Source organism: Pseudomonas viridiflava (assembly GCF_001642795.1).
In the GTDB taxonomy this organism is placed as follows: domain Bacteria; phylum Pseudomonadota; class Gammaproteobacteria; order Pseudomonadales; family Pseudomonadaceae; genus Aquipseudomonas; species Aquipseudomonas viridiflava.
This window is the reverse complement of record NZ_LKEH01000043.1, coordinates 212,988-238,577: the sequence shown is the minus strand read 5'-3', so window position 1 is coordinate 238,577 and position 25,590 is coordinate 212,988. Positions and strand designations below refer to the sequence as shown.

At 59.9% G+C, this 25,590-nt stretch carries 22 protein-coding genes and 1 pseudogene; 13 read left to right on the top strand and 10 right to left on the bottom strand.

Going from position 1 to position 25,590, the window contains the following annotated elements:
- Nucleotides 1-93 precede the first annotated feature (93 nt).
- From urtB to tspO, 7 genes are all read left to right on the top strand, one after another.
- A complete protein-coding gene (urtB, locus tag AO065_RS21405; protein ID WP_004886699.1) occupies nt 94-1,011 on the top strand; it encodes an urea ABC transporter permease subunit UrtB in 918 nt (305 codons plus the stop codon).
- A 10-nt stretch (nt 1,012-1,021) separates the two neighbouring features.
- On the top strand, nt 1,022-2,185 hold the full coding sequence (gene urtC, locus AO065_RS21400) for an urea ABC transporter permease subunit UrtC (protein ID WP_004886696.1): 1,164 nt from the start codon (nt 1,022-1,024) through the stop codon (nt 2,183-2,185).
- On the top strand, nt 2,182-2,943 hold the full coding sequence (gene urtD / locus AO065_RS21395; RefSeq protein WP_004886694.1) for an urea ABC transporter ATP-binding protein UrtD: 762 nt from the start codon (nt 2,182-2,184) through the stop codon (nt 2,941-2,943). Before urtC ends, urtD begins: the two co-directional genes overlap by 4 nt.
- A 10-nt stretch (nt 2,944-2,953) precedes the next feature.
- Nucleotides 2,954-3,643 carry an urea ABC transporter ATP-binding subunit UrtE gene (gene urtE, locus AO065_RS21390; protein ID WP_004886692.1) on the top strand — a complete coding sequence of 230 codons (690 nt, stop codon included), beginning with the start codon at nt 2,954-2,956 and terminating at the stop codon, nt 3,641-3,643.
- A gap of 81 nt (nt 3,644-3,724) precedes the next feature.
- Complete coding sequence (fmdA, locus tag AO065_RS21385) at nt 3,725-4,954, top strand: formamidase (protein WP_004886688.1); 1,230 nt, start codon at nt 3,725-3,727, stop codon at nt 4,952-4,954.
- Nucleotides 4,955-5,033: 79 nt separating this feature from the next.
- Entirely contained in the window at nt 5,034-5,381 is a 348-nt protein-coding gene (locus AO065_RS21380) for an FmdB family zinc ribbon protein (protein WP_004886687.1), read from the top strand.
- A 246-nt stretch (nt 5,382-5,627) separates the two neighbouring features.
- Nucleotides 5,628-6,068: a tryptophan-rich sensory protein TspO gene (gene tspO, locus AO065_RS21375; RefSeq protein WP_004886685.1), complete on the top strand. Its 441-nt coding sequence runs from the start codon at nt 5,628-5,630 to the stop codon at nt 6,066-6,068.
- A 52-nt stretch (nt 6,069-6,120) separates the two neighbouring features.
- On the opposite strand, the gene AO065_RS21370 is transcribed toward tspO, so the two are convergent.
- A complete protein-coding gene (locus AO065_RS21370; RefSeq protein WP_004886684.1) occupies nt 6,121-6,747 on the bottom strand; it encodes a glutathione S-transferase family protein in 627 nt (208 codons plus the stop codon).
- Nucleotides 6,748-6,898: 151 nt separating this feature from the next.
- Complete coding sequence (locus AO065_RS21365) at nt 6,899-9,346, bottom strand: PAS domain-containing protein (RefSeq protein WP_050562203.1); 2,448 nt, start codon at nt 9,344-9,346, stop codon at nt 6,899-6,901.
- 403 nt (nt 9,347-9,749) lie between these two features.
- Here AO065_RS21365 and AO065_RS27930 point away from each other — a divergent pair.
- Nucleotides 9,750-10,931, top strand: a pseudogene (locus AO065_RS27930) (methyl-accepting chemotaxis protein); the annotation flags it as partial.
- 33 nt (nt 10,932-10,964) lie between these two features.
- The gene (locus AO065_RS27925; RefSeq protein ID WP_370454378.1) at nt 10,965-11,678 is read left to right on the top strand and encodes a methyl-accepting chemotaxis protein; all 714 of its coding nucleotides are present in this window, start codon (nt 10,965-10,967) and stop codon (nt 11,676-11,678) included.
- A 190-nt stretch (nt 11,679-11,868) separates the two neighbouring features.
- Here AO065_RS27925 and AO065_RS21355 read toward each other — a convergent pair whose 3' ends face one another.
- The gene (locus AO065_RS21355) at nt 11,869-12,810 is read right to left on the bottom strand and encodes a DMT family transporter (protein WP_004886666.1); all 942 of its coding nucleotides are present in this window, start codon (nt 12,808-12,810) and stop codon (nt 11,869-11,871) included.
- A gap of 74 nt (nt 12,811-12,884) precedes the next feature.
- On the opposite strand from AO065_RS21355, the gene AO065_RS21350 reads away from it, so the two are divergent.
- On the top strand, nt 12,885-13,739 hold the full coding sequence (locus tag AO065_RS21350; protein WP_004886663.1) for a LysR family transcriptional regulator: 855 nt from the start codon (nt 12,885-12,887) through the stop codon (nt 13,737-13,739).
- A 12-nt stretch (nt 13,740-13,751) separates the two neighbouring features.
- On the opposite strand, the gene AO065_RS21345 is transcribed toward AO065_RS21350, so the two are convergent.
- Both AO065_RS21345 and AO065_RS21340 read right to left on the bottom strand, forming a co-directional pair.
- On the bottom strand, nt 13,752-15,926 hold the full coding sequence (locus AO065_RS21345) for a hybrid sensor histidine kinase/response regulator (protein WP_004886662.1): 2,175 nt from the start codon (nt 15,924-15,926) through the stop codon (nt 13,752-13,754).
- A 240-nt stretch (nt 15,927-16,166) separates the two neighbouring features.
- Complete coding sequence (locus AO065_RS21340) at nt 16,167-17,183, bottom strand: 1-aminocyclopropane-1-carboxylate deaminase (protein ID WP_004886659.1); 1,017 nt, start codon at nt 17,181-17,183, stop codon at nt 16,167-16,169.
- A gap of 171 nt (nt 17,184-17,354) precedes the next feature.
- Here AO065_RS21340 and AO065_RS21335 point away from each other — a divergent pair, with 171 nt between their 5' ends.
- Complete coding sequence (locus AO065_RS21335; RefSeq protein WP_004886657.1) at nt 17,355-17,861, top strand: Lrp/AsnC family transcriptional regulator; 507 nt, start codon at nt 17,355-17,357, stop codon at nt 17,859-17,861.
- A 99-nt stretch (nt 17,862-17,960) separates the two neighbouring features.
- Nucleotides 17,961-18,776: an AraC family transcriptional regulator gene (locus tag AO065_RS21330; RefSeq protein ID WP_043304790.1), complete on the top strand. Its 816-nt coding sequence runs from the start codon at nt 17,961-17,963 to the stop codon at nt 18,774-18,776.
- Here AO065_RS21330 and AO065_RS21325 read toward each other — a convergent pair.
- Both AO065_RS21325 and AO065_RS21320 read right to left on the bottom strand, forming a co-directional pair.
- On the bottom strand, nt 18,714-19,364 hold the full coding sequence (locus AO065_RS21325) for a LysE family translocator (RefSeq protein WP_004886654.1): 651 nt from the start codon (nt 19,362-19,364) through the stop codon (nt 18,714-18,716). The two genes, AO065_RS21330 and AO065_RS21325, sit on opposite strands and share 63 nt — an antisense overlap.
- On the bottom strand, nt 19,365-20,654 hold the full coding sequence (locus tag AO065_RS21320; protein WP_004886653.1) for a hypothetical protein: 1,290 nt from the start codon (nt 20,652-20,654) through the stop codon (nt 19,365-19,367). It lies immediately after the preceding gene.
- Nucleotides 20,655-20,851: 197 nt separating this feature from the next.
- Between AO065_RS21320 and AO065_RS21315 the strand changes: the two genes are divergently transcribed.
- Complete coding sequence (locus AO065_RS21315) at nt 20,852-21,760, top strand: DUF808 domain-containing protein (RefSeq protein ID WP_004886651.1); 909 nt, start codon at nt 20,852-20,854, stop codon at nt 21,758-21,760.
- A 648-nt stretch (nt 21,761-22,408) separates the two neighbouring features.
- Here AO065_RS21315 and AO065_RS21310 read toward each other — a convergent pair.
- From AO065_RS21310 to AO065_RS21300, 3 genes are all read right to left on the bottom strand, one after another.
- A complete protein-coding gene (locus AO065_RS21310) occupies nt 22,409-23,194 on the bottom strand; it encodes an outer membrane protein OmpK (protein WP_004888121.1) in 786 nt (261 codons plus the stop codon).
- 379 nt (nt 23,195-23,573) lie between these two features.
- Nucleotides 23,574-24,857 (bottom strand): urate hydroxylase PuuD, encoded by a 1,284-nt coding sequence (locus AO065_RS21305; RefSeq protein ID WP_004888119.1) that lies wholly within the window; start codon nt 24,855-24,857, stop codon nt 23,574-23,576.
- A 28-nt stretch (nt 24,858-24,885) separates the two neighbouring features.
- Nucleotides 24,886-25,410, bottom strand: a complete 525-nt coding sequence (locus tag AO065_RS21300; protein ID WP_004888117.1) for an ureidoglycolate lyase — start codon at nt 25,408-25,410, stop codon at nt 24,886-24,888.
- Nucleotides 25,411-25,590 lie beyond the last annotated feature (180 nt).

The following is a 25,590-nucleotide window of genomic DNA, read 5'->3' as shown; positions in this document are numbered from 1 at the left end:
GCTGCCTGAGCGCTGTGTACCGGAGCGGGGCTGTCTGCAGCGTCAAGCCGACAGCCTCGTGACCCCCGTCATTCACCCTTGGAGACCACCATCATGGAATGGCTATCGGAATTTGGTGCCATCGCGGCCATGCAGGGGTTCAACGGTCTGTCCGTGTTTTGCGTACTGCTGTTGATGGCCTTGGGGCTGGCGATCATTTTTGGCCAGATGGGCGTGATCAACATGGCCCACGGTGAGTTTCTCACCATCGGCGCCTACACCACGTACGTGCTGTCGACGCTGGTGCAGACCTATCTGCCGTGGATGCAGCCGTACTACTTTTTTTTCGCCATCGCGCTGTCGTTCGTGGTGGCCGGATCGATTGGCTGGGTGGTGGAGCGGGTGATGATCAGCCGTCTCTACCATCGGCCACTCGACACCCTGCTGGCGACCTGGGGTCTGTCGCTGGTCATGCAGCAGGCGTTTCGCTCGATCTTCGGTGCGCGTGAAGTCAGCGCCACGCCGCCGGAATGGCTGATGGGCGCCGTGAACCTGACCGATGCCATCGAAATTCCGCGCAACGGCCTGTTCGTCATGGGCCTCAGCATCCTGATGACCGGTGGCATTTTCCTGATGCTCTACCGCACCCGCTGGGGCCTGCACGTTCGCGCCACGGTGCAGAACCGCATCATGAGCCGCGCCGTCGGCATCAACACCCGTCAGGTCGACCGCATGACTTTCGCGCTGGGCTGTGGGGTGGCCGGTGTTGCCGGTGCGGCGTTCACCACCATCGGCTCCACAGGGCCCACAGCCGGTTCGCTGTACATCGTCGACACCTTTCTGGTGGTGGTCTTTGGCGGCGCACAGAGCCTGTTCGGCACCATCGCCTCGGCGTTCGCGATTGCCCAGGCGCAGTCGATTTCCGAGTTCTTCATGAGTGGCTCGATGGCCAAGGTGCTGACGTTGTCGGCCGTGATCCTGATCCTGCTGATGCGCCCGCAAGGCTTGTTTTCCAGCAAAGTCCGCAAATAGAGGCCGAACGATGAACGCGCTCAACAAAATGCTCGGTGGCCGTCAGGGTGTGATCGGCCTGCTGATCCTCGCTGCCCTGATTCTGGTGGTGTTTCCGCTGACCCTGGATGCCTTTCGCCTGAACATGGTCGGCAAGTACCTGACCTACGCCTTCGTCGCGGTCGGACTGGTCCTGTGCTGGGGGTACGGCGGCATTCTCAGCCTGGGGCAGGGGGTGTTTTTCGGGCTGGGCGGCTACTGCATGGCCATGTTTCTGAAGCTGGAAGCGTCGGACCCCGAGAGCACCAAAATCCAGTCCACTCCCGGCATTCCGGACTTCATGGACTGGAACCAGATCACCGAACTGCCGTGGCTGTGGGTGCCGTTTCACAGCTTCACCTTCACGGTAATCGCTGTGGTGCTCATGCCTGTCATCCTCGCACTGATCATCGGCGCCGCGTTGTTCCGGCGGCGGGTGGGGGATGTGTACTTCTCCATCGTGACCCAGGCCATCGCGCTGATTCTGACCGTGCTGATCATCGGCCAGCAAGGCCTGACCGGCGGGGTGAACGGCATCACCGACCTCAAGACTTTATTGGGCTGGGACATTCGCGGTGACGGCGCGAAGCTGGCGCTGTACTTCATCAATGCCGCGCTGCTGCTCGGCTGCATCCTGATCGGCAAATTCATCCTCTATTCCAAGCTCGGCCGACTGCTGATGGCCATGCGCGACAAGGAAGAGCGGGTGCGCTTCTCGGGCTACGACGTGGCGGCGTTCAAGGTCTTCGTCTACTGCGTAGCGGCCGGATTCTCCGCAATCGGCGGGGCGATGTTCGCGTTGCAGGTGGGCTTCATGTCGCCTTCGTTCGTCGGCATCGTGCCGTCCATCGAGATGGTCATCTTTGCCGCCGTCGGCGGGCGCATGTCGCTGCTGGGCGCGGTGTACGGCTCGCTGCTGGTGAATTACGGCAAGACCTACTTCTCCGAATCCTTTCCTGAGCTGTGGCTGTACCTCATGGGCGGCCTGTTCATTGCGGTGGTCATGTACTTCCCCAACGGCCTGGCCGGTCTGTGGGAAAGCCACGGTCGCAAATGGCTGGGCAGATTCGGGTCCAGACCTGCGCCAGTCAGTAAGGCGTCCATACCTTCGACCACTGAAAAACAAACCGCCCGCCCGTTGGAGACCCAGCCATGAGCAGCCCGACAGGCTTCCAGATGAACAAGCCGGTGCTGGCCATCGAAGGTCTAACCGTGTCATTCGACGGCTTCAAGGCGGTCGATGATCTCAACCTGTACATCGACCGCAACGAGGTGCGCGTGGTGATCGGCCCCAACGGTGCGGGCAAGACCACCGTCCTCGACCTGATCTGCGGCAAGACCCGCGCTACCGGCGGCAGCATCCAGTTCAAGGACCGCGAACTGACCCGGATGAACGAGTACGACATCGTCCGTGCCGGTGTGGGGCGCAAGTTCCAGACCCCGTCGATCTACGACAACCTCAGCGTGTTCGAGAACCTGGAAATGTCCTTTCCGGCTGGCCGCAGTGTGTTCGGCGCGCTGTTCTTCAGGCGCTCCAGCGAAGTGCTGGAGCGGGTCCGGCAGGTGGCCGCTGACATTTTTCTCGGCGACCTGCTGCAGCAGCAGGCCGGGCTTTTGTCCCACGGCCAGAAGCAGTGGCTGGAAATCGGCATGTTGCTGATGCAGGACCCGGAGCTGCTGATGCTCGACGAGCCGGTGGCCGGCATGAGCGTCAGTGAACGTGCGCAGACCGCCGATCTGTTGAATCGCATCAGCCAGGGCCGCTCGGTGCTGGTGATCGAGCACGACATGGAGTTCGTCAAGAGCATCGCCCACAAGGTCACGGTGCTGCACCAGGGCAAGGTGCTGGCCGAAGGCAGCATGGAGTCGGTGCAGAAGAATCCGAAAGTCATCGAAGTCTATCTGGGCCATTGAGGAGCACCGCATGTTCACGATTCAACAACTGAGCTGTGGCTATGGCCAGAGCCAGATTCTTCATGACCTGAACCTCAACGTCGAGAAACAGGAAATCGTCGCGGTCATGGGCCGCAACGGCATGGGCAAGACCACGCTGTTCAAGAGCCTGATGGGCATCCTGCCGCAATGGGGCGGGCAGGTGCAGGTGGATGGCGTGGACGTGTCGGCGATGGAAACCCATTCACGGGTCGGACACGGCATGGCCTATGTGCCGCAGGGTCGCATGATCTTTCCGTCGATGAGCGTGCTGGAAAACATCCAGACCGGACTGCCCGCGTCAGCCAACGGCAAGGTGCCGGAGGACCTGTACGCGCTGTTCCCGGTGCTGTTCGACATGCGCGCCCGCCGTGGCGGCAACCTGTCCGGCGGGCAGCAACAGCAACTGGCAATCGCCCGTGCGTTGGCGACCAACCCCAAGGTGCTGTTGCTCGACGAGCCGACTGAAGGCATCCAGCCGTCGATCATCAAGGACATCGCCCGCACGCTCAAGGAGATCCGCAGCCTGCGCAACCTGACCATCGTGGTCTCCGAGCAGGTGCTGTCGTTCACCCTGGAAATCGCCGACCGATTCCTGGTGATCGAGAAGGGCCGCTTCGTGGTCGAGGAAGCCCGCGCCAATGTCGACGAAGCGACGATCAGTCGCTACCTGTCGGTGTAGCCCTTGAACCGTGTTCCCTCTTTTTAACTGCAGTGACTTTACCTAACGATCGAATTGAACCGAGACCGCAGGAGAACCGCCATGACCGAAACCCTGATCAAAGTCGACCTGAACCAGCCTGTCACCGAGAACGAGCAGATTCACAACCGCTGGCACCCAGACATTCCGATGGCCTGCTGGGTCAAGCCGGGTGACGACTTCGTTCTCGAAACCTACGACTGGACCGCTGGTGCGATCAAGAACGATGACGATGCCAGCGACGTCCGGGACGTTGACCTGACCACCGTGCACTATCTGTCCGGCCCGGTAGGCGTGCATGGCGCCGAACCCGGCGACCTGCTGGTGGTGGACCTGCTGGATATCGGTGCCCGCGCGGACTCGCAGTGGGGCTTCAACGGCTTCTTTTCCAAGCAGAACGGTGGCGGCTTTCTGACCGAGCACTTCCCGCTGGCGCAGAAATCCATCTGGGATTTCAAGGGCATGATGACCAGCTCGCGGCACATCCCTGGCGTCGAGTTCGCCGGGCTGATCCACCCCGGTTTGATCGGCTGCCTGCCTGACCACAAGATGCTCGCCGAATGGAACCGCCGCGAGCAGGAACTGATCGATACCGACCCTGATCGCATTCCGGTGCTGGCCTGCCCGCCCTTTGCCGCGACTGCTCATCTTGGCAAGCTCAAGGGTGCGGCCCGAGACCTGGCTGCCGCGACCGGAGCACGCACCGTGCCGCCTCGCGAGCATGGCGGCAACTGCGACATCAAGGACCTGTCCCGGGGTTCGAAAGTGTTCTTCCCGGTCTATGTCGACGGCGCGGGTCTGTCGGTGGGTGACTTGCACTTCAGCCAGGGCGACGGCGAAATCACCTTCTGCGGCGCCATCGAAATGGCCGGCTGGGTGCACATGCGGGTCGAGCTGATCAAGGGCGGCATGGCCAAGTACGGGATCAAGAACCCGGTCTTCAAGCCCAGCCCCATCGTGCCGAATTACAACAACTACCTGATCTTCGAAGGCATCTCGGTCGACGAAGCGGGGCAGCAGCATTACCTGGACGTCAACGTCGCCTACCGGCAGGCGTGCCTGAACGCGATCAATTACATGACCAAGTTCGGCTATTCACCTGCGCAAGGTTATTCACTGTTGGGTTCCGCGCCGGTTCAGGGCCATATCAGCGGCGTAGTGGACGTGCCTAACGCCTGCGCGACGCTGTGGCTGCCGACCGAGATCTTCAAGTTCGACATCAACCCGAATGCCAACGGTCCGACGAAGTTCATTGATGGCACTGTCGATTTGCCGATTGCTCAGGACAAGTAGGTTCCACGGTGCGCACCGCTCGTGAAAGACGAGCGGTGTCCGTCCGCACTGTGTCGATCTCAAATCAGAGGAATGCAGCATGCCCATGTACGAATACGACTGCCCGCACTGCGGCGACTTCACGTCGCTGCGGCCCATGGCCGAAAGCGCGCTGCCCTGTGAATGCCCGGTGTGCGGCGCGTCCAGCATGCGCGTGATCCTTTCGGCCCCCGGCTTGAGCACCATGGCGGGCAATACCCGCAGCGCCATTGCCCGCAACGAGCGCAGCGCCCATGAACCGAAAACGCTCGATCAATACAAGGAAAGCCGTGGACACCCCAGCGGGTGCAGCTGCTGCGGCCCGACGACCCGACCGGTCCCGACCAAGGCGAATCCACATGCGCTGAAAGGCAAACCAGCGGGACGGCCATGGATGATCAGTCATTGAGTGCCAGTTTCGAGTGGCGGGTTATCGCCTGGTGCATGAATTTTTGATTGGAAAACTATTGTGGGAGATGCCCCTGTGTCTCTGACACAGCGCTGTGCGACAGCGCCAGGTTGAAGACGTGGTGGGGCCTCCCACGGTCAGATATCTGCTGCGTGAAACAACCTCACCGACATATTGAATTTCTGACACTGCAAGCGAGTCATTGAAGGGTAAGCGCCAGACCACTTTCCCTCTCAAGGACCGACGATGACCTTCTTCATTTTTCTTCTCGCCTGCGCAGCCGCCGCGAGCACCGGCATCATTTTTCAGCCCGGCCAGTGGTACGAATCGCTGAAAAAACCGAGCTTCACGCCGCCGAACTGGCTGTTCCCGGTGGCCTGGACAACCATCTACCTGCTGCTGGCCTGGGCCGGTTATCGCCTGAGTCTGATGCCCGGAAGCCAGGAAGTACTTGCGCTGTGGGCTGCGCAGATCGCGTTGAACACGCTCTGGACGCCGGTGTTCTTCGGTGCGCACAAGTTGTTGGCCGGGATGGTGATCATTACGCTGCTTTGGCTCGTTGTAGCGGCCATGTTGGTGATGGCGTTGCGTCTGGATGTGATCACCGGACTGATGCTGTTTCCCTATCTGGTCTGGCTCTGCGTGGCGGCTGCGCTGAATTTCTCGATCCTGCGCAACAATCGCTGAGACCTGCTGAACAGTCACCAGGCGTCACAGGACGCCTGGCTGACTCGCTCCCTTATTTTGCGAACGAATACTCGCCGCCTTTTTCCAGCGCCGCGCGATAGGCCGGTCTGGCCTGGAATTTCTCGACCCAGGCCGCAAGGTTCGGATAGGGCTGCAGCTTGCCACGGGCCTTGGCGAGTTCGCCGATGAAGCTCATCTGAATGTCGGCACCGGTCAGTTCTTCGCCCACTAGGTAAGGCGTCAGGCCCAGCGTGTCGTTCAGATAACCGAGGTAGTTGGCGACTTCCGATTCAATACGCGGGTGCAGCGGTGCGCCTGCATCGCCCAGGCGTCCGACGTATAGGTCCAGCATGAGCGGCAGCATCGCCGAGCCTTCGGCGAAGTGCAGCCACTGCACGTACTCGTCATAAGTCGCACCGGCAGGGTCCGGTTGCAGACGGCCTTCGCCGTGACGACGGATCAGGTAGTCGATGATGGCGGCGGACTCGATCACCACATGAGGGCCGTCCTGAATCACCGGCGACTTGCCCAGCGGATGAATTTCCTTGAGCTCATGTGGCGCCAGGTTGGTCTTGGCATCGCGCTCGTAACGCTTGATCTCGTAGGGCAGGCCCAGCTCTTCCAGCAGCCAGAGAATGCGTTGCGAACGCGAGTTGTTGAGGTGGTGAACAGTGATCATGAGGGCTCCGCTGTGCAATAGGGTGTAAGGAGCAGACTGCTGGGTTATCGCAGAGTGCCCTGAAATGATGCTTGTTCGGCGACACGGCGTCTCAGGCGTCGGCCCAGGGCGGAACGAGCCAGTCCACGATGCCGAACATCCTGAAAGCGTTTTACGTGTCGATCAGTTCGCGCACTCTGGCTGCCAGCGTATCGATCGAAAAAGGCTTGGTGAGCACTTCCATTCCTGGCCCCAGACGGCCTCCGCCAATGACTGCGTTTTCGGCATAGCCCGTGATGAACAGGGTTTTCAGGTCCGGCCTTACTTCACGTCCCGCGTCGGCCATCTGCCGCCCGTTCATGCCGCCGGGCAGACCGACATCGGTAATGAGCAGGTCGATGTGCACATCGGACCGCAGTACTTTCAAGCCAGCGATACTGTCTCCTGCTTCGATCAGGCTGTAGTCCAGACCGCCCAGCACATCCATCAGCAACATACGCACGCTAGGTTCATCGTCCACGATCAGAATGGTTTCGCCGGACTGTGTCGGCGCTGCGGACGTGTTGTCGATCTCATATGCCTGCTTGTCCGCGCTACCGTGGTAGCGGGGCAGGTAGATGCATATCGATGTTCCCAGCCCGACGGCCGAGCATATGCGCGCCTGACCACCGGACTGTCTGGCGAACCCGTAAATCATGGACAGACCCAGTCCGGTGCCTTGACCGATGGGTTTGGTGGTGAAGAAGGGGTCGAATGCCTTGGCGATGATGTCCGGCGGCATGCCGGTGCCGGTGTCTGTCACGGTCAGCGACAGGTAGTCACCTTCCGACATCTCATGAGCCCTGGCCGTGTCAGGATCCATCCACACATTGGCGGTCTCGATGGTGATGCGTCCGCCGTTTGGCATGGCATCACGGGCATTGATGCAAAGGTTCAGAAGGGCGTTTTCGAGCTGGCTGGCATCGACCAGCGTCGGCCAGACATCGACTGCACCCACTGTCTCGACGGTAATGCTGGGCCCCACCGTACGCTGGATCAGCTCGCCCATGCCTTCCATCAGCATATTCACATCGGTGGGGCGCGGGTCCAGGGTCTGCCTGCGGGAAAATGCGAGCAGGCGGTGAGTCAGCGAGGCGGCACGCCGGGCGGCGCCTTGCGCCGTCAGGATGTACTTTTCGGTTTCCTGCCACCGGCCTTGCGATGTTCTCAGTGCGATCAGCTCCAGAGCGCCCGAAATACCCGCCAGCAAATTGTTGAAGTCGTGGGCCAGGCCGCCGGTCAATTGCCCAACGGCTTCCATTTTCTGTGACTGGCGCAGTTTCTCTTCGGCCTGCATCAGCTCGACCGTTCGTTCTGCTACACGCTGCTCCAGGGTTTCATTGAGTGCGCGCAAGGCGGCGGTCGCGCGATCGCGTTCGGCTTCCACGGAGCGTCGTCCCTCGACGTCAATGACGACCCCGGGCAGGCTTAGCGCAGTGCCGTCTTCGGCGAGATCCACGCGTCCGTTCGCTTCGATCCAGTAATACTTTCCGTCGGCGCGGCGTACACGGTACTGGTGAGCGTAAGCGCCGCCTGTCTTGATGGCCTCGTCGATAGCGGCCTTCAGCCCGGCTCGGTCTTCGGGGTGCACCGAGCCGATCACCTGCTCCATTGTGAGACCTTCATGCCCAAGCGCGGGGTCAAGGCCGAACGCACGCGAGAAGGCTTCATCAATGGTCAGGCTGTCTCCCGGCACGTCCCAGTGCCAGGTGCCTATGATCGCGCCTGCCGCCAGGGCAAGCTGCACACGCTCGACGTTCTGCCGCGCGACGGCTTCGCTGATGCGCAGTCGGTCCTGAGCATTTCGCCGCTCGGTGACATCGCTGAAGATGATCGCGATCTGTCTGTCGGCAGGATCTCCGACGCTGACCGCACGGACATCGAACCAGCGCTTGAACGCTTCGGCGTAGTTCTCGAAGGTCGCGGGCTCTCCGGTCTTGGCAACGTGTCCATACGTCTCGAACCAGAAGCGCTCCAGGTCCGGCGCAAACTCGGTGACCCATTTCCCGCGCAGGTTGACGCCTGCCTGGCGTTCGAATGCCGGGTTGGCTTCCACGAAACGGTAATCGATCGGTCGGTCATCGTCATCGAACTTCACTTCCACAATGGCGAACGCGGATTCGATGGTCTCAAGAATGGTTCTGAAGCGTTGCTCGCTCTGACGCAGTGCGGTTTCAGCCTTGCGCATTCCCGACATATCCAGCATCGCACCGATCATGCGAACCGCCTGGCCCTCGGTATTGCGCAAGACATGGCCCCGATCAAGGACATCGGCGTAAGTGCCGTCGTTGCGGCGGAAGCGGTACTCGTGCGACCACGCGGTATCGGTGCCGTCGATGACTTGATGAATCGACGCGTAGACGTGTGCGCGTTCATCCGGATGGATCTGGGAAAGCCACCATTCTCCCGTTACGTCCACCGAGGCGAGCGGGTGCCCGTACGCGTCTTCAAGCGCGTCATTCCATAGCACCTGATTGGCTTGCAGATCCCAGTCCCAGATGGCATCGCTGGTCGCTTTGGCGGCCAGTCGATAACGTTCCTGAGTATGTTCGGCAGTCTTGCCTGCAAGGTTCCTGAGCATGCCGTCCGGCGGCGACTCAAGACCTGCGTCCTCAATGACCCTGCGCAAGCGCGCGACTTCAGTCTCCAGCTCTTCATGAGTCAGATCTTTCAAACTTTATGCTCTCGTTTCGTAATAACGGCCTTTGCTCAAAAACACTGGCGCTTTGAAAGGCCGTCGGCATTATCCGTACTTTATGTCATTAATCATATAATCGTGCGGGAGAGATTTGCAGGGCTACCGGTCATCTGAAAAAGGTTCGTCCTGATAAGTTAAATAAAACTTAATATTTGCTCGGGGCCTGTAAACAAAGGCCTGCACGTCATACCTATCAATTGATCAGTTATATCGATCATGTTAGCCATCAAGTTAGCGAGTTGCGCGCCGATTCCTGTGCATTACGAAAAATCGAGGCACACAGGCTATGAGCGCTAAATGGTTGGACAATCTTAACGTCAGTAAAAAGCTCGCTCTGGGCTTTGCGGCGATTCTGCTGGGGGTGCTGACCGTTACGGCCATTGGTTACTCAAGCACCAATCTGTTGATCGAGCGCCTGGGCAAGAGCAGCAAGATCGCGGAAATCAAGGATGACGTCCTGAATGCACGTATTGCAGCACAAGCCTATGCCACCGGGCCCACCGCTGCCGGTGTGCAGGTCTATGGAACTGCGCTGGACACCCTGAGTCGCAGCGTCGAGCAGGGGCTGAATGTGTTCGTCGTATCGAGCAACCTGCAGAAACTGAAAAGCATCAAGGAACAGGTCGGCGGTTTGAAGCAGACTTTCGATCAACTGGTCAGCATCAACCAGAAAGTCGATGACGCGCTGAAGCCGCTGATCAAGGTGTCGGACGAGGTCAGTGCGACTTTCGAAAACCTGTTGCAGAAAACCATCGACGACACTTTGCGTGCTCCGAGCGAGACCGGTATCCAACAGGTCAAGATCGCCGGTGACCTGCGCAACGGCATGACCAATTTCCGTCTGATCTTTCGTCGCTACCTGAGCATCCCGACTGCCGACAACCGTCAGGCCACCTACAACGCCGCCGATGCGCTGATCGCTCAGGTGGCGGCTGCACGCAGCCAGTTGCCGGTGGAAGCCAATGGCGCAGTAGACACCGCATTGAACGCCCTGAAGCAATACAAAGTGCTGATGGCGTCCATTTCCGAGATGCTGCAGCAGACCGATCAGATCCGCAGCACCCTGCAACAACAGTCCATCGCGACAGCGGCCAGTGCCGATGAGCTGGCCGCCGCGCAGGTGGTCAGTGCCAAGCGTGAGCAAAACACCGCTGTGATGCAGCTTTTGAGCGTGGCCCTGGTGGTGTTGCTGATAGGCATCTTCGCGGCCTTCGTCATTACCCGTCAGATCACCGTGCCGTTGAATGACACCGTAATTGCCGCTCGACGCATCGCTGAAGGCGACCTGACCCAAGACACAGCTACCACGCGTCAGGACGAGTTGGGTCTGTTGCAGAACACCATGCAGCACATGACCGTCTCGCTGCGCGGGCTGATCGGCGGAATCGGCAACGGTATCACTCAGATCGCGACCGCTGCCGAAGAGCTTTCGGCGGGCAGCGAACAGACCAGCGCTGGCGTGGCCCAGCAGAAGAACGAAGTCGATCAGGTCGCCACGGCCATGAACGAAATGGCGTCGACTGTTCAGGAAGTCGCCCGCAACACCGAGGACGCCTCGAAGGCTGCGAAACAGGCGAGCGAACGTGCGGCCCATGGCAGCAGCGTGGTGCAGCACGCCACACGGGAAATCGGTCAACTGGCGGGAGAGGTCAAGGAACTGGGCCAGGCCATGCAGCGCCTGACCGAAGACAGCGGCAAGATCGGCAGCGTTATCGACGTGATCAAGGCGGTCGCCGAACAGACCAACCTGCTCGCGCTCAACGCCGCCATCGAAGCGGCGCGTGCAGGCGAACAGGGTCGCGGCTTTGCCGTCGTGGCCGATGAAGTGCGTTCGCTGGCGCAGCGCACCCAGAACTCCACCACCGAAATCGAAGCGCTGATTCAGGCGTTGCAGCAGGGCACCGGCGCAGCCGCAGGTCTGATGGACGCCAGCCTGCAACGCACCGAAGGCACCGTGGTGCTGGCGCGTCAGGCCGAGCAGGCGCTGGTGGAAATCAACCAGTCGATCAGCACCATCGAGCAGATGAGCCAGCAGATTTCGGCATCTGCCGAACAGCAGAGCGCTGTGACCGAAGAGATCAACCGCAGCGTGCTCAGTGTCCGCGACATTGCTGATCAGTCGGCAGCGGCCACCGAGCAAAGTGCAGCCTCGACCGTGGAGCTGGCCCGTCTGGGCAGTGATCTGCAGAACATGGTGGCAAGGTTCCGTATCTGAGGTCTGAAGAGCGGGCTTGCGGCGAGATCGTAAGCCCGCTTTCAAACGCGCTGACATACCGCGTCGACTGCATCGCCGGCAAGCCGCCTCCCACGGTCCGGTGTTTGCTGCGCGACAGCCCTACGTCGAAGACGTGGTGGCGCCTTCCACAGTCCGGCGTTTGCTTTGATACAGATAAAGGGCGAGACATCTACCTGGCCGCTTCAGCCTTACGCCTCTCCGCCCTGACCACCAACCAGATACCGATTCCCGACACCAGCATGCCTGACGCCATCTGCCAGGACAGCGGTTCGTCGAACATCATCCAGGCCAGCAGCATGGTCACCGGCGGGCTGAGGTACAGCACGCTCGCGACGCGCGTTTCGGAAGCGCGGCGCAGGCACACCCAGTAAAGCCCATAGCCACCCAGGGTGGATAGACCGGCAGTCCACGCCACGCTAATTGCAAACCCTGTACTGGGTATCGGTGCCAGTCCGCCTTGTGCGCTTTCAATAACGGCGAAGACGATGCCGGACACGCAACATTGCAACCACAGATTCGGCAGCAGCCCCATGGTTTGCGAAACGGTCAACCGCTTGCGCCAGAGCGTTGCCACCGCCAGCGACAGCATGCCCAGCAATGGCAGCCCATAAGCCCATAACGGCGCTTTACCCCAGGCCAGTGCACCTTGTGTTGCGATCACCACACCCAGCAGACCGATGGCCAGTCCGACCCATACGCGCCAGGCCAGTCGCTGACCCAGAAACAGCGCTGCCAGCAGCGCCATCCCGATGGGCAGCAGGTCGGCGAACAGTGCCGCGAGCCCGGCCGGGACGCCCAGCGCAATGCCCTGGGTGATGCCCGCCAGATAGCCCGTCATGGCCAGCAGACCGATGCCTGCATTTTTCAGCAACACGGCAGGCGAGGTCTGCCGCAACTGCCGGAACACAAAGGGCAAAAGAATCAGGCAGACCAGCACGCAGCGCCAGAACACCACCAACAACGGCGGGGCGTAATCGATCGAGAAGCGGGCACCGATAAAGCCGGAACTCCACGTCAGGATCAGTCCCGCTTCGAGCAGCGGCAACGGAATGGATCGCCGACCATCAGGTCGCAGGGTTTCATTGTGTTTTATCGATAGGTGCTGGTTCATGCCCACAGACTACGAAACAGGCGTAATCTAATAAATCAAAATAAACGACATCAGTTATTTACGAAGATTGAATCATGAAGCCAACGCTCGATATCGAACTGATCAGAACCTTTCATGCCGTTGCCCGGATCGGCAAATTCTCGGCTGCAGCTGATCAACTGCATAAAAGCCCGGCTGCTGTGAGCGTGCATATCCAGCGTCTCGAGGCCGTCGCAGGCGGCCGTTTGTTCAATCGCGATAACCAGTCGGTTTCTCTCACTGCGCTGGGCAAACGACTGTTGTTGTCCACGACCGAGCTGCTCGCGACTCACGACCGGGTGCTCGCCGACCTTCACGGCACCCGTCTGGCCGGACGCATCACCCTGGGCGTACCAGATGAATATGCCACCCACGTTATTCGCGACATTCTGCCGACGTTCATCGCAGCCTGGCCCAATGTGGTGCTGGAACTGAAAACCGCACCCAGCTACGCCCTGCGCGATCAGGTACAGCGCGGCAAGCTTCAGGCGGCTGTGTTGGCGTTGCCCAAGGGCGAGGCGAGCGACGATGCGCAGATGTTGGTGTCGACTCGCCCGGTGTGGGTCGGACCACAAGGGCAGTCTCTGCAGACGTCTGAAGTGCTCCCGCTGGCGGTGCATGCCGCGCAATGTCCGTATCGGCAAGCGATGCTCGAGTCACTCGGTGAATTTGGCCGCAAGGTGCGTATCGTGCTGGAAAGTCCTTCCAATCAGGCCGTCAAGGCCTGCGTGGAAGCAGGATTGGGGATCAGTCTGATCGACCGTTCCCGTGTCACCGAGGGCATGCAGATACTGGAAGGGCTGCCCGAGATCGCCGAGCATGACGTGGTGTTTCTGCGGTCGCCGGGCTCGCGGATGGATGAGGCGGTAGACCTTCTGGGCAATGCCATGCGCCAGTCTTTCCGGCTTTAGCGAGGCATGCCCTCAAGCACTGCCCTGGACAAGATTCGCCAGACGGGACGCAATGTCCTGACGGCGGAAGGGCTTGGCCAGAACCTCGAAATCATCCGTCGGCACCGGCTTGGCATTGGTGTAGCCGGTGATGATGAGAATCGGCAGGTCGTTGATGCGCTGGCGTATCTGTCGGGCCAGTTGAACGCCAGTGATGTCGGCCATGACGTAATCGGTGACCAGCACATCGGGCCTCAGGCCTGCATCAAACAGGTCCAGCGCCACTGCGGCGGAGGGTGCTTCGGTGACCTGATAACCCAGGTCCTGCAAAAGGTGCGCGGTGCTGTCCCTGACCAGGTCTTCGTCATCGACCAACAGCACATGGACGGAACCCTTGAGCAGCGGAGTCTCCGGCGCCCTGGATTCTGCCTGCATGACCGGACTGCTGGCCACTGGGAGCCAGAGCGTCACTTCGGTGCCCTGACCGGGTTTGGAGCGAATGTCGAACTCGCCGCCCGATTGCAATGCCAGCCCTTGAACCATGGACAGGCCCAGCCCAGTGCCTTTGCCCACGCCCTTGGTGGAATAGAAAGGCTCCACGCAGTGCTTGAGGGTGTCTTCGCTCATGCCGCAGCCGTTGTCGCTGACAGTCAGCCGCACATGATTGCCGGTCCTGGTTTTCAGCGAATCGGCCCGCGCGCTGATCTTCACCCGGCCACCTTCTTCCAGTGCGTCACGCGCGTTGACCGTCAGGTTGAGGATCGCCAGTTCCAATTGGTGCGGGTCGACAAACACGGCCGGCAGACTGTCGGGAATATCGACTTCGACGACGATCATCGGCCCCAGCGAGCGCTCGATCAGGTCTTTCAGTTCTGCGACCAGGCCTTCAAGCCTGATCGCCTCCGGCACGAGCGTCTGGCGCCGCGCAAACGTCAGCAGCCTGCCGACCAGCGTGCGGGCGCGGTCGGCCGCCAGCATGGCGCTGTCGAGCAGCTTCGTGGAGCGTGGGTCTTCCACGCGGCGGCGAACCAGTTCCAGCGACGCCATGATCGGTGTCAGCAAATTGTTGAAGTCGTGCGCCACGCCGCCGCTGAGCTGACCGACCATCTCCATCTTGCGAGACTCATGCAATTGGGCGAGGGCTTTCTCGCGCTGGGCGAGCATGGTCACGACGCGCTGTTCCAGGCTTTCGTTCAGGTCGCGCAGTGCACGTTCAGCCCGTGCCTGATTGATCCACAGCCAGGCCTGCTTCGCGGCTTCCTGGGCGAGATCCAGTTCGTGATCGCCGAAGGTACTCGTGATCGACGGCTGGATGGTCAGCACCGCCTCGAGTTTTCCGTGCAGCACCACTGACACGTAGATCGTGCACGGCGGCTCAGAGATTGTGTAGCGAGCCATCCTTGTATTGGCAGGAATGATCGGGCTTGCTGCGATTTCATGCAGCACAGCGCGGTCGGCGCGCAGGTCTGCTGACATGCTGTCCGTCCACTCGGGCAAGTGTCGGATTGCGGACGATGGATCATTCGGGTCTGTCGGCAGCGTCTTCAGGTTAGAGCCGTTATCGTCAATCCCGATGAGTGCGATGTGCTGAACCGCCAGTTCACCCCTGAGGCGGTTCAGCACATGGCGCTCGATGGCGCAGGGATCGGAGGTGGAGGGCAATGTTCGGCCCAGCTCGATCAGGAACGCCTGACGCCGTTCGAATTGCACGCGCTCGGTGGTTTCGGTGACGATGCACAGCACGCCGCCGATCGAACCGTCAGCCTCGCGAACAGCGGAGTAGGACACATTGAAGTAAACGGTTTCTCCGGCACCGAAGCGTTTTATATAGAACGGACGGTCCTTGGCCGAGAATGTTTTTCCCGTGTCACGAACACCCTGCAGCAGCGGTTCGAGGTCATCCCAGAGCTCGCCCCAGTTCTCGATGGCCGGACGGCCCAGCGCGCCGGGGTGTTTATCGCCAATGCTTGGCGCATACGCATCGTTGTACAGCGCGATGAACTGCGGCCCCCAGAACACCACGATCTGTGCGTGCACCGGCAGGGCGGTGGCGATCAGATTCTTGAGGCAGTCGGACCATTGCGAGGGATGCCCCAGAGGCGACTGATTCATCACCGCCGTTTGCAGAAGCGCACCGATCTCTGCGCCCTCTTCGGGAAAGCACAGTGCTTCAGCGTTGTTTGACTGGAGTGAGTTGAGGTTATCCATCGACCTTGACGCTCTGGTAAATAGGCTGAGCTTGCGCGGTTAGAGCGTACAAGTGCGCCGAGCGTTCACTGGTTAGTTGAATTTTAGCGGTCGATGTTGCGGATCGGGTCGGAACTGATAGTTACTGCAAGCAAAGAATAGGTGCGTTCAGCCCTGAACACTTCCATATGAGTGTATCGAATGAAAAACCCGCGATATTCGCGGGCTTTCGATAACGTCACAAACGCTCGCAGGCAGCCTTCAACCATCCTTGAACAGAAAGCTGTAGGCGTTCAGGGCCGGGACGCCGCCCAGGTGCGCGTAAAGGACCTTCGAGCCTTCGGGGAATTCGCCGTTGCGGACCATGTCGATCATGCCGTGCATGGATTTGCCTTCGTAGACCGGGTCGGTCAGCACGCCTTCAAGGCGCGCGCATAGGCGGATGGCTTCCAGCGTGCCGTCGTTGGGCAGGCCGTATTCGGGGTAGGCGTATCGGGTGTCGAGCACGACGTCGTCGGCGGTGATCTCACGGCCCAGCTCGACCAGCTTTGCAGTGTTCTGGGCGATACGCAGCACCTGCTCGCGGGTCTTGTCCGGCTTGGCCGAGGCGTCGATACCGATGACCCGCTGCGAGCGTCCGTCGGCGGCAAAACCCACCAGCATGCCCGCGTGGGTGCTGCCAGTCACCGAGCAGACCACGATGTAGTCGAACTTGAAGCCCAGTTCTTCTTCCTGCTGACGCACTTCATCGGCAAAGCGTACGAACCCCAGGCCGCCGAACGGGTGCTCCGAACAACCCGCCGGAATCGGGAAGGGTTTGCCGCCGCTCTCGACCACATCGGCCATGGCCTTTTCCCAGCTTGGACGGATACCGATGTCGAAACCTGCCGAATCCAGACGCACATCGGCGCCCATGATGCGGGACATTTCGATGTTGCCGACCCGGTCGTACAGCGCATCGGAATAGTTGACCCAGTTTTCCTGTACCAGCACGCACTTCATGCCCAGATGCGCTGCCACGGCTGCGACCTGACGGGTCTGGTTGGACTGGATGCCGCCAATCGACACCAGCGTGTCGTAGCCGCCCTCGATAGCTTCAGGTACGAGGTATTCCAGCTTGCGCGTCTTGTTGCCGCCAAAGGCCAGCCCGCTGTTGCAGTCCTCTCGCTTGGCATACAGCTCGACCTTGCCACCCAGGTGTTCGCTCAGGCGTTTGAGCGGCGTGATGGGCGAGGGGCCGAATGTCAGAGGGTAGCGCTTGAACTTGCTCAGGTTCATATCGAGTCTCCGTTGAGAGGTGAGGCCAGGCATGAGGTGTTAACGCTGTGCCTGAAACAGGTCCTATCATAGGAAATAGCTGAATAATCGTGGTTGCAAAGAATTGTTCGATTAGCGAATTAGCGTTAGTGTCGAACCAGTAAAACTTTTATTTATTTCGTGGAAAGACACATGAAAGCAATAAATGAAACCGGCAAAACGCTCACGCCAGAGAAGGCGCCGCCGCTGGACCGGATTGACCGCACCATTCTCAAGACCCTGCAGGTCGATGCCTCCATCTCCAACGTGGCGCTGGCGGAAAAGGTCAGGCTCAGCCCGCCGGCCTGCCTGCGCCGCGTTGAGCGGCTCAAGGAAAGTGGTGTTATCAAAGGTGTGGTGGCGCTGCTGAACGGTGAAGTGCTGGATGCCGGGATGGTGGTGCTGATCGGCGTGGTGCTGGACCGCTCGACGCCGGACTCGTTTGCGCAGTTCGAGGCGGCGGCGCAGAAGGTGTCCGGGTGCATGGAGTTTCACGTCGTCACCGGCGAGTTCGACTACTTCATGCTGCTGCGCACCAGGGACAGCCAGAGCTTCAACCGCCTGCATGCCGAGCAGCTGCTGTATTTGCCGGGCGTGCGGCAGATCCGTTCGTTCATGGGCTTGCGTCAGGTATTGTCGACGACCCACATTCCACTCTGAGGCCCGGGCATGGCACGCATTGCCTGAACAGGGGGCCGCTGATAATCTCGCCCACTTGCGCAGGGACTGGACATCGCGTGCCGTTCAAGGAATGACAACATGACCCCGATCATCGAAGCCTTATCGAAACAACCCTTTGCAGAATGCTCGCTGGTGTCTGCCCACGACGCCGAGTTTCCCCGCCACACCCATGAAGAATATGTGATCAGCGCCAACCTCTCGGGCAGCGAGCGGATCTGGTATGACGGTCGATCTCAGGACGTGCAGCCGGGGCAGGTCACGCTATACAACCCCATGACGGTCCAGTCTTCCCTGTTCGACTCGACAGGCGCACGCTTCATCAGCGTCCATCTCGACGCGGGACACGTTGCGTCGGTGTTCGGCGAGGTGCAGGGGCCACTGTTCGATGAAGGCGCGCTGAAGGACGATGCGCTGTTCAAGGCCATTGTCACGCTGCACGCGGCCAATGATCCTTCGCGGCGCGAAGAAGCGCCCTACGAACTGTTGGCCGAGCTTTCCAGGTTTCGCGGCGAGGCCCCGGTGATCGTGGAGCCCGATATGGCCGCCAGGGTCGTGGAATACATGCAGGACAACCTGTACGAAGACATTGATCTGCAGGACATCAGTGCCATGGCGGGCATTTCGAAGTTCCACCTGGTGCGCAGCTTCAAGATGACCAGGTCCCTGGCGCCGATGCAGTTCCTGAAACAGCTCAGACTGATCGAAGTGCGCAAACGGCTGCGTCGGGGCGATGCAGCGGCCCGGGTCGCAACCGAGTTGTACTTCTACGACCAGGGCCACATGTGCAATTCGTTTCGCAAGGTGATGGGCATTTCACCGATGCGCTACGCCTCAATGCTCAAAGACGGGCTGCGGGCTGACAAACTCCATGTAGCCGGAAACCACAACGTATAACGTGAAATAGGCGAAGATCAGCGCCGATGCGATGTAGGTCCATCTCAGCATCTTCTCGCCCAGCAGTTGCCCGCCATGGTAGGCCAGGCCGCACAGCACCAGCGTCCAGAAGACCCCGGCGCTGAAAAAGCCCGAGAGGAACAGGATCGAACTGTTCATGTCGACGCCCTGTTTGGCGATGATCGCGCCACCGACTGCGGCGAACCACAGGATTGCGCTGGGTGAAGACATGGCCAGCACGATTCCCTTGGAGAACAGCGCGAAGTTGGTGCGACCCCACTGCGTTTGCGAACCACTGACGCCGGCCTTCACCCGTATGGCGCTGGTGACCATCTTGAAGCACAGGTAGGCCAGCACCGCCGAACCGCCCAGCCACAGTGCCCAGCGCACTGCCTCGTACTGCAGCAGCACCGCCATGCCCGCCAGCGCAAGAATCGCGTAGACCATGTCGCCGATGCAGGTCCCGAGACCGAGCCACACACCTTGTCTGAAGCCGCGCTGCATCGACAGGGTGATCATGGCCATGTTCGCCAGGCCGATCTCCAGGCACAGCGACAGACTCAGTAAAAAACCGTTGTAAAACTCCACTTACTTGCTCTCCAGCAGGGACTGCTCATAAAAAAGGGATGTTTCGCACAGCGACAGTCCGAACAAGACATCCGTGTTTCTGGCGTGATGCACGCCATAGGTTCTCAGGAAACGCTCGAAGGTTTCCAGATTGTCGGACATGACCGCATCAAGCAACGTTTTGGCGATGCGCATCATGGCGACCGGAAAGGCTGCGCAATCAATGTGGATCTTGCCTGGCGCAATCACCGACAGCACGCCTGCATCCTCAAGCATTTTCAACTGCGCGTAGGCGGCGCCTGCATCTGGAAACTGTTCGGGGCCGCGCCGCAGGTAGCGGAACAGCTCCAGAACATAGAACCGCACCATTTTGTCAGATTCCAGTTCAAGACAGTCGGCGACATCGGGCGTGAGGGCGAGCAGGAAACCGAACACGTCAGCCACCGCTTCCTGAGCGACCATCGAGCCCCAGCGATCATGACGGCTCAGGCGACGGTAATCGGTAGCGGGCAAGACGATGGAATGCCCCAGATCGTGGCCCCGGAACCAGCTCATCATGTAGCGCTCGATGTCCTGAGCTGCAGGGAGGTCATCATCGGTCCAGCCAAAGATGCCTTTTTGCTCCAGCGAAATCTGCTGGTAGAGACTCAGGTAGGTGTTGGCGAAGACGATGGTTCGTTTGACGGGCGAGTACTTGATGCCCTGATCTTCGGGCATGAAATAGGCGAAATGTTTGGGAAACGTGTCGGCCTCGCCGCCGATGGCGATCAGATCGATGATCTTGTACGAGCAGGCAGGTAGCTGTTGGAGCTTGGCGCCGAGCTGCCGGGAAAGCCTTGCGACGCTGCTGTCGAGGTAATGATCGACGATGTTGGAGACCGCCTGAAGCCTCAGGTTCGGCGTGCCGAAGAACGCCGAAAAACCGGTCTCCCGGGATTTTCCCAGCCAGGTCGACAAAGGGCCGACGTAGCTCACCAGTTCCTGCTCATCGAGCCCCGCCAGTTGGGCGCCGGTGTCCTTTATCCAGACCGAGCCCATCAAGCCCTCGGCGATCAGGCCCATCGCTTCACGGGACGCTTCGTCTGCCAGTTGCCCTGACGCCGTCGCCAGATGGTTGGCAATCGTGACCAGGATGGTCTGCACCAGCATCGAATCCTTTTCGCCTGCGCGCTCCAGTTCGCGAATCAGGTTGGCCTGCCGCACCAGTTGGCTCAATGCGCTGGTCAGCGTGGGGGAAAAGTTTTCAGGCTTCTCGAGCCGAACGGCCCGGATGATGTGTTGTTGTCGTTTGGGCCAGAAAATGCTGTTCATGATCGCTCCCTGTCAAGAGCGGCAATCAGAACAGTCGAGGCATGGCTAGGTATTGGAAATAATTGCTGTAAGGCACCAGACTTGAGGGCATGCGACCAAACGTTCCCGCATGTTGCGAGTCAGAGTGATGTGACTGACTGTAGCCTGTGATTCAATACGCGCCGTTTTGTTTTTTTACTTGCTCAAGGACTTTGATTTTGGCTGCTGGAAGCTTGCTTACCCTGCTTGACGATATTGCCACCCTGTTGGATGACGTGGCGCTGGCTACCAAGAAAACCGCAGGTGTGCTGGGTGATGATCTGGCGCTCAATGCGCAACAGGTGACTGGCGTGTCGGCCGACCGCGAATTGCCGGTGGTCTGGGCGGTTGCCAAGGGTTCATTGCTCAACAAGGCGATTCTGGTGCCTGCTGCGCTATTGATCAGCGCCTTCGCCCCTTGGGCAATCCTGCCGCTGTTGATGATCGGCGGTGCGTTTCTGTGCTTCGAAGGCTTTGAGAAAATCGCGCACAAATGGCTGCACAAGGAAGGCGCCGACGAACACGAGCAGCGCAAGCAGGCCACGACCGATGCGTCGGTGGACATGGTGGCGTTCGAGAAAGAGCGTATCAAAGGCGCGATTCGTACTGACTTCATCCTTTCGGCGGAAATCATCGTGCTGGCACTGGGTGTGGTGGCGGCGCGGCCGTTCATGGATCAGGTCGGCGTGCTGGTTATCGTGGCGGTGCTGATCACGGTCGGCGTCTACGGCCTGGTGGCCGGTATCGTGAAGCTGGATGACCTGGGTCTGTATCTGAAGAAGAGCGCCAGTTCGTTCGCACAGAAACTCGGCGCTGGCCTGCTGTGGCTGGCACCGGTGTTGATGAAACTGCTGTCGATTCTCGGCACGGCAGCCATGTTCATGGTCGGTGGCGGGATCCTGGTCCACGGCCTGCCATTTGCCCACCATTGGGTAGAAGGCGTGACGGCAAGCGCCGCGGGTGCGGTGGGTGGATTGTCAGTGATCATTCCAACGCTGATCGACGCCGTTGCAGGCATCATTGCTGGTGCGGTACTGGTGGTGATCGTCACGTTCGCGGGCAAGGCGTGGAAGGCTGCGCGGGCGTAGCCTTGATCGGGCATGGAGTGCCAATGGGACGCGGAGCGTCCCGGGCTGCATACCACGCAGAGCGTAGGCACGATCGGCGCGTTGATCGTTCCCATGCTCCGCGCTCATCGTTATACACAAGTCATCTGGCTATCCAGTGAAGNAGCGGCACTGACGTGCTTTTGTAGCGCGATGGCATGAACACCGCAGATCGCGACGTGGGTGAAGGCTGAGTTCTGGCGCTGATTCGGGGGGCAATCGGCATGGATGCCGATTGAGCCGCACTGAGCCAGGGATGGCTCATTTGTGGCGACCCCCGAATCAGTGTCAGGACGAAGGAACCCCGGCGAAGCCGGGGCCGGAACCGGAGCAAAGGACTTTGGCTACTTTGGTCCCTCAAAGTAGCGCGCCGTAAGGGCGCAAAGGTGACATGAGCCGGGCACTCGGCTCACTGAATCCGCAATCTGTGCCATTTGTGACGCGGAGCGTCACGGGCAGCATGCCCACGCGGAGCGATGGGCACGATCAGTGTTGAGTCGGACTTGTGTATAACGCCGAGCGCAGAGCGTGGGCACGATCAGTGTCGAGGCGGACTTATGTATAACGATTGATCGTTCCCATGCTCCGCGTGGGAATGCCGCTCAGGACGCTCTGCGTCCCGGCGGGCTATCAGAAGAACACTTTCACCAGCAGGCTCGCGGTGTTCTGGTCGGTGTCGAACGAGCCGGTGTCCTTGATGCCGTATTTGTTGGTCCAGTAGTCATACTCGATACCCACATACAGTTGCCGCTCCGGGTAGTTGAGTGCCTTGCCCAGGTCGTATTTGATCTGTGGGTTGAAGTGCAGGTTGGAGTGGTAAGTGCCGCGCGACGTCTCGTCGTTATCGACCACCCAGTCCATGAAACCGTCGATCAACACATCCGATTTTCCCACTGGAATGGTGTACGACCACACCGGTGTGATCTGCCATACGCCATCGCCCGGACGATTGCCTTCGGTGTGGCGCTGGTAGAAGTTGAGCTGGAAATAATCGAAGCCCGGGATCTTCAGGTCGAACGCAGGACCGATCAGGTAGGACTCGTTATCGCCTTCGCCAAATTCATAAGTGGCAGCCAGCAGCACATCGGTGATAGGTCCGAACTCGAACTTTTGTCCAAAGATCTTGCCCATCGACAGGCGCGGAGAGATTTCGCCGTAGTAGGTGTTATCGCCCGCGTTCGCATCTTTCTTGCCGTTGTAGAAGATCTTGTCGACGAATAGAAAGTTGTCGCCGTATTTCCAGCTGTCCGCATGTTCGAAGGTGAAGGTCTGTTGTATCTCCGGGTTGACGGTAAAGTCCCGTCCATTCAGATAGGTCAGGCTGTTGCTCTGCCACTGGAAGATATCCCCGGCCATGGCGGGTGCAGCGGCCAGCAGACTGCTGGCCAGTAACACGCTGGAAAGTGTGCGGTTCATTCGGTGTATCCCTTGAGTAAGATCATGGTCGAGCAGACCGGCGCTCTGAATGGCACCTTGTCCGGGGGTGTAATAATTTGTCTGTTTGGTCAACTTCCACTAGTTAGCAAGAGCTGCGCCAATCGCTGAAAAAAAGCCGACGTAATACGAAAACCGCCACTTTTATGTCGGTTTTGGTTGTTTTCTGGAATTCCAGGCGCTGGAATGCACAGCCTGCTGGCAGGGATGTGCAATCGACTTGGATAAAGCAGTCCGTTATCGGCCTGTTTTGCAGCGGCGGCGGAGGATACTGGCTCGCGCCATCCCGCTCAAGTGCTCCAGCGCAGGGCGGCTGGAGCGAAAACGGGGCGGCCGTCGCGCAGAGGGCCGCCCGGGTGAATCAATTCAGCTTCGCACCCTGATCAATCCAGGCACCGACCAGGTCGCGCTCCTGTTGGGTCATCTGCGTGATATTGCCCAGCGGCATGATCGGTGAGCTGACGGCCTGGGCCTTGATCCGTTGCGCCTGCTGCTGAATCTGCTGCGGCGTATCGAACATCACCCCGGCAGGTGCGACGCTGAACAACTGGCTGGTGGGGCTGGCCGAGTGGCAGACCGTGCAGCGCTGCCGAATCACGTCGTGGACCTGACTGAAACCTGCACCCGCAACCTTGGGTGTTTCCGGCTGGGCAGGTGCTGCGACCGGCTCAGGCGGCTTCTCATCGGCGCGATGCCCACCCACGGCCGTTCCGGGCAACGGTTGGTAGACAATCTTCGTCGCCTGCGGCGGCTGCGCGGGGCCGGTGACGTACGCCAGGCAAAGCATGCCCAGCGCGGCCACCGGCAGTGTCCAGGCGAAGCGATGGCTGTCATGCCGGGTATTGAAATAATGACGTACCAGCACCGCCAGCAGGGCGATGCCTGCCAGAATCAGCCAGTTGTATTCACTGCCGTAGGTGCTCGGAAAGTGATTGCTGATCATGATGAACAGCACGGGCAGGGTGAAGTAGTTGTTGTGCCGTGAACGCAGCAGCCCCTTGGCCGGCAGGCTCGGGTCCGGCGTGCGGTTTTCAGCGATGGCGGCGACGAGCGCGCGTTGCGCCGGCATGATGATGCGGAACACGTTGCCGACCATGATGGTGCCCATGATCGCCCCGACATGCAGGTACGCGCCGCGACCGCTGAACACCTTGCTGAAGCCGTACGCTGCTGCGACCAGCAGAATGAACAGGATCAGGCCCAGCAGGGCAGGGCGTTTGCCCAGTGCCGAGTCGCACAGAAAACTGTAGATGAACCAGCCGACGAACAATGAACCCAGCCCGATGTGCACGCCTTCCGCGCCCGACAGGCTGCTGCCCGGTGCCAGCAGGTACAACGTCGGATTGGCGTAAAACACCACGCACAACAGGGCCACGCCCGACAGCCAGGTCGAATAGGCTTCCCATTTGAACCAGTGCAGGTTCTCCGGCATGGTCGGCGGGGCGAGCTTGTACTTCTCCAGGTGATAGATGCCACCCCCATGGATGGCCCACAGATCACCCGAAAGCCCGTCACGCGGGTTCTTGCGGTTGAGGTTGTTTTCCAGCCAGACGAAGTAGAACGATGCGCCGATCCAGGCGACGCCCACAATCATGTGAATCCAGCGTATGCCCAGATTCAGCCATTCCATCAAATGTGCAGCCACGGTGCTTACCTAAATACCTGTCACCACTTCACGGGTGCTCAGGCCCTTCCTGGGAGTCGGGATCGAGCACCAGCAACTGGTGCTCTGCAAAGTAATGCTCATCGCAGTTATTGCCGGTTCCACTGCGATCAACCACCAGGAAATCATCCCGCTTTTCGATCGTCAGCACCGGATGGTGCCAGACGCCGCGATGGTAATTGATACCCTGCCTGCCGTTGGAGACGAAGGCACGGGTCAGCTCTGATTCAGGCGCATCGCCAAGTGGCGCGACCACGATCAGAAAAGGGTTGCCGAGCAGCGGTATGAACGCCTGACTGCCCTGCGGATGACGCTCCAGCATGGTGATGGTCAACGGCATCGGCAGCGCCTCGGCGCGGAAGATGCTGATGATCGCCTTGTCGTCCGGCTGCGCGGTCTCAACCTCCGCCAGACGATGAAAGCGCATGGTCGAACCGTTGTTGATCATGAAGTGATCGCTGCCATCGGTTTCGATCACATCACCGAACGGCGCAAAGGCTTCCTTGGTCAACGGCTCGATTATCAGTTTGCGCATGCAGGTTCTTCTGTTCTCAGTGTGATGATCCGTTCCCACGCTCTGCGTGATAACACCGCTTCGTAATGTGACGCAGAGCGCCACCGCCTGAATGCACACGCCAGGTGCACATCGTTATATACACATCTTGCTGCAACCAACGCACTGTGGGAGGCGGCTTGCCGGCGATGCCTTTTTTGA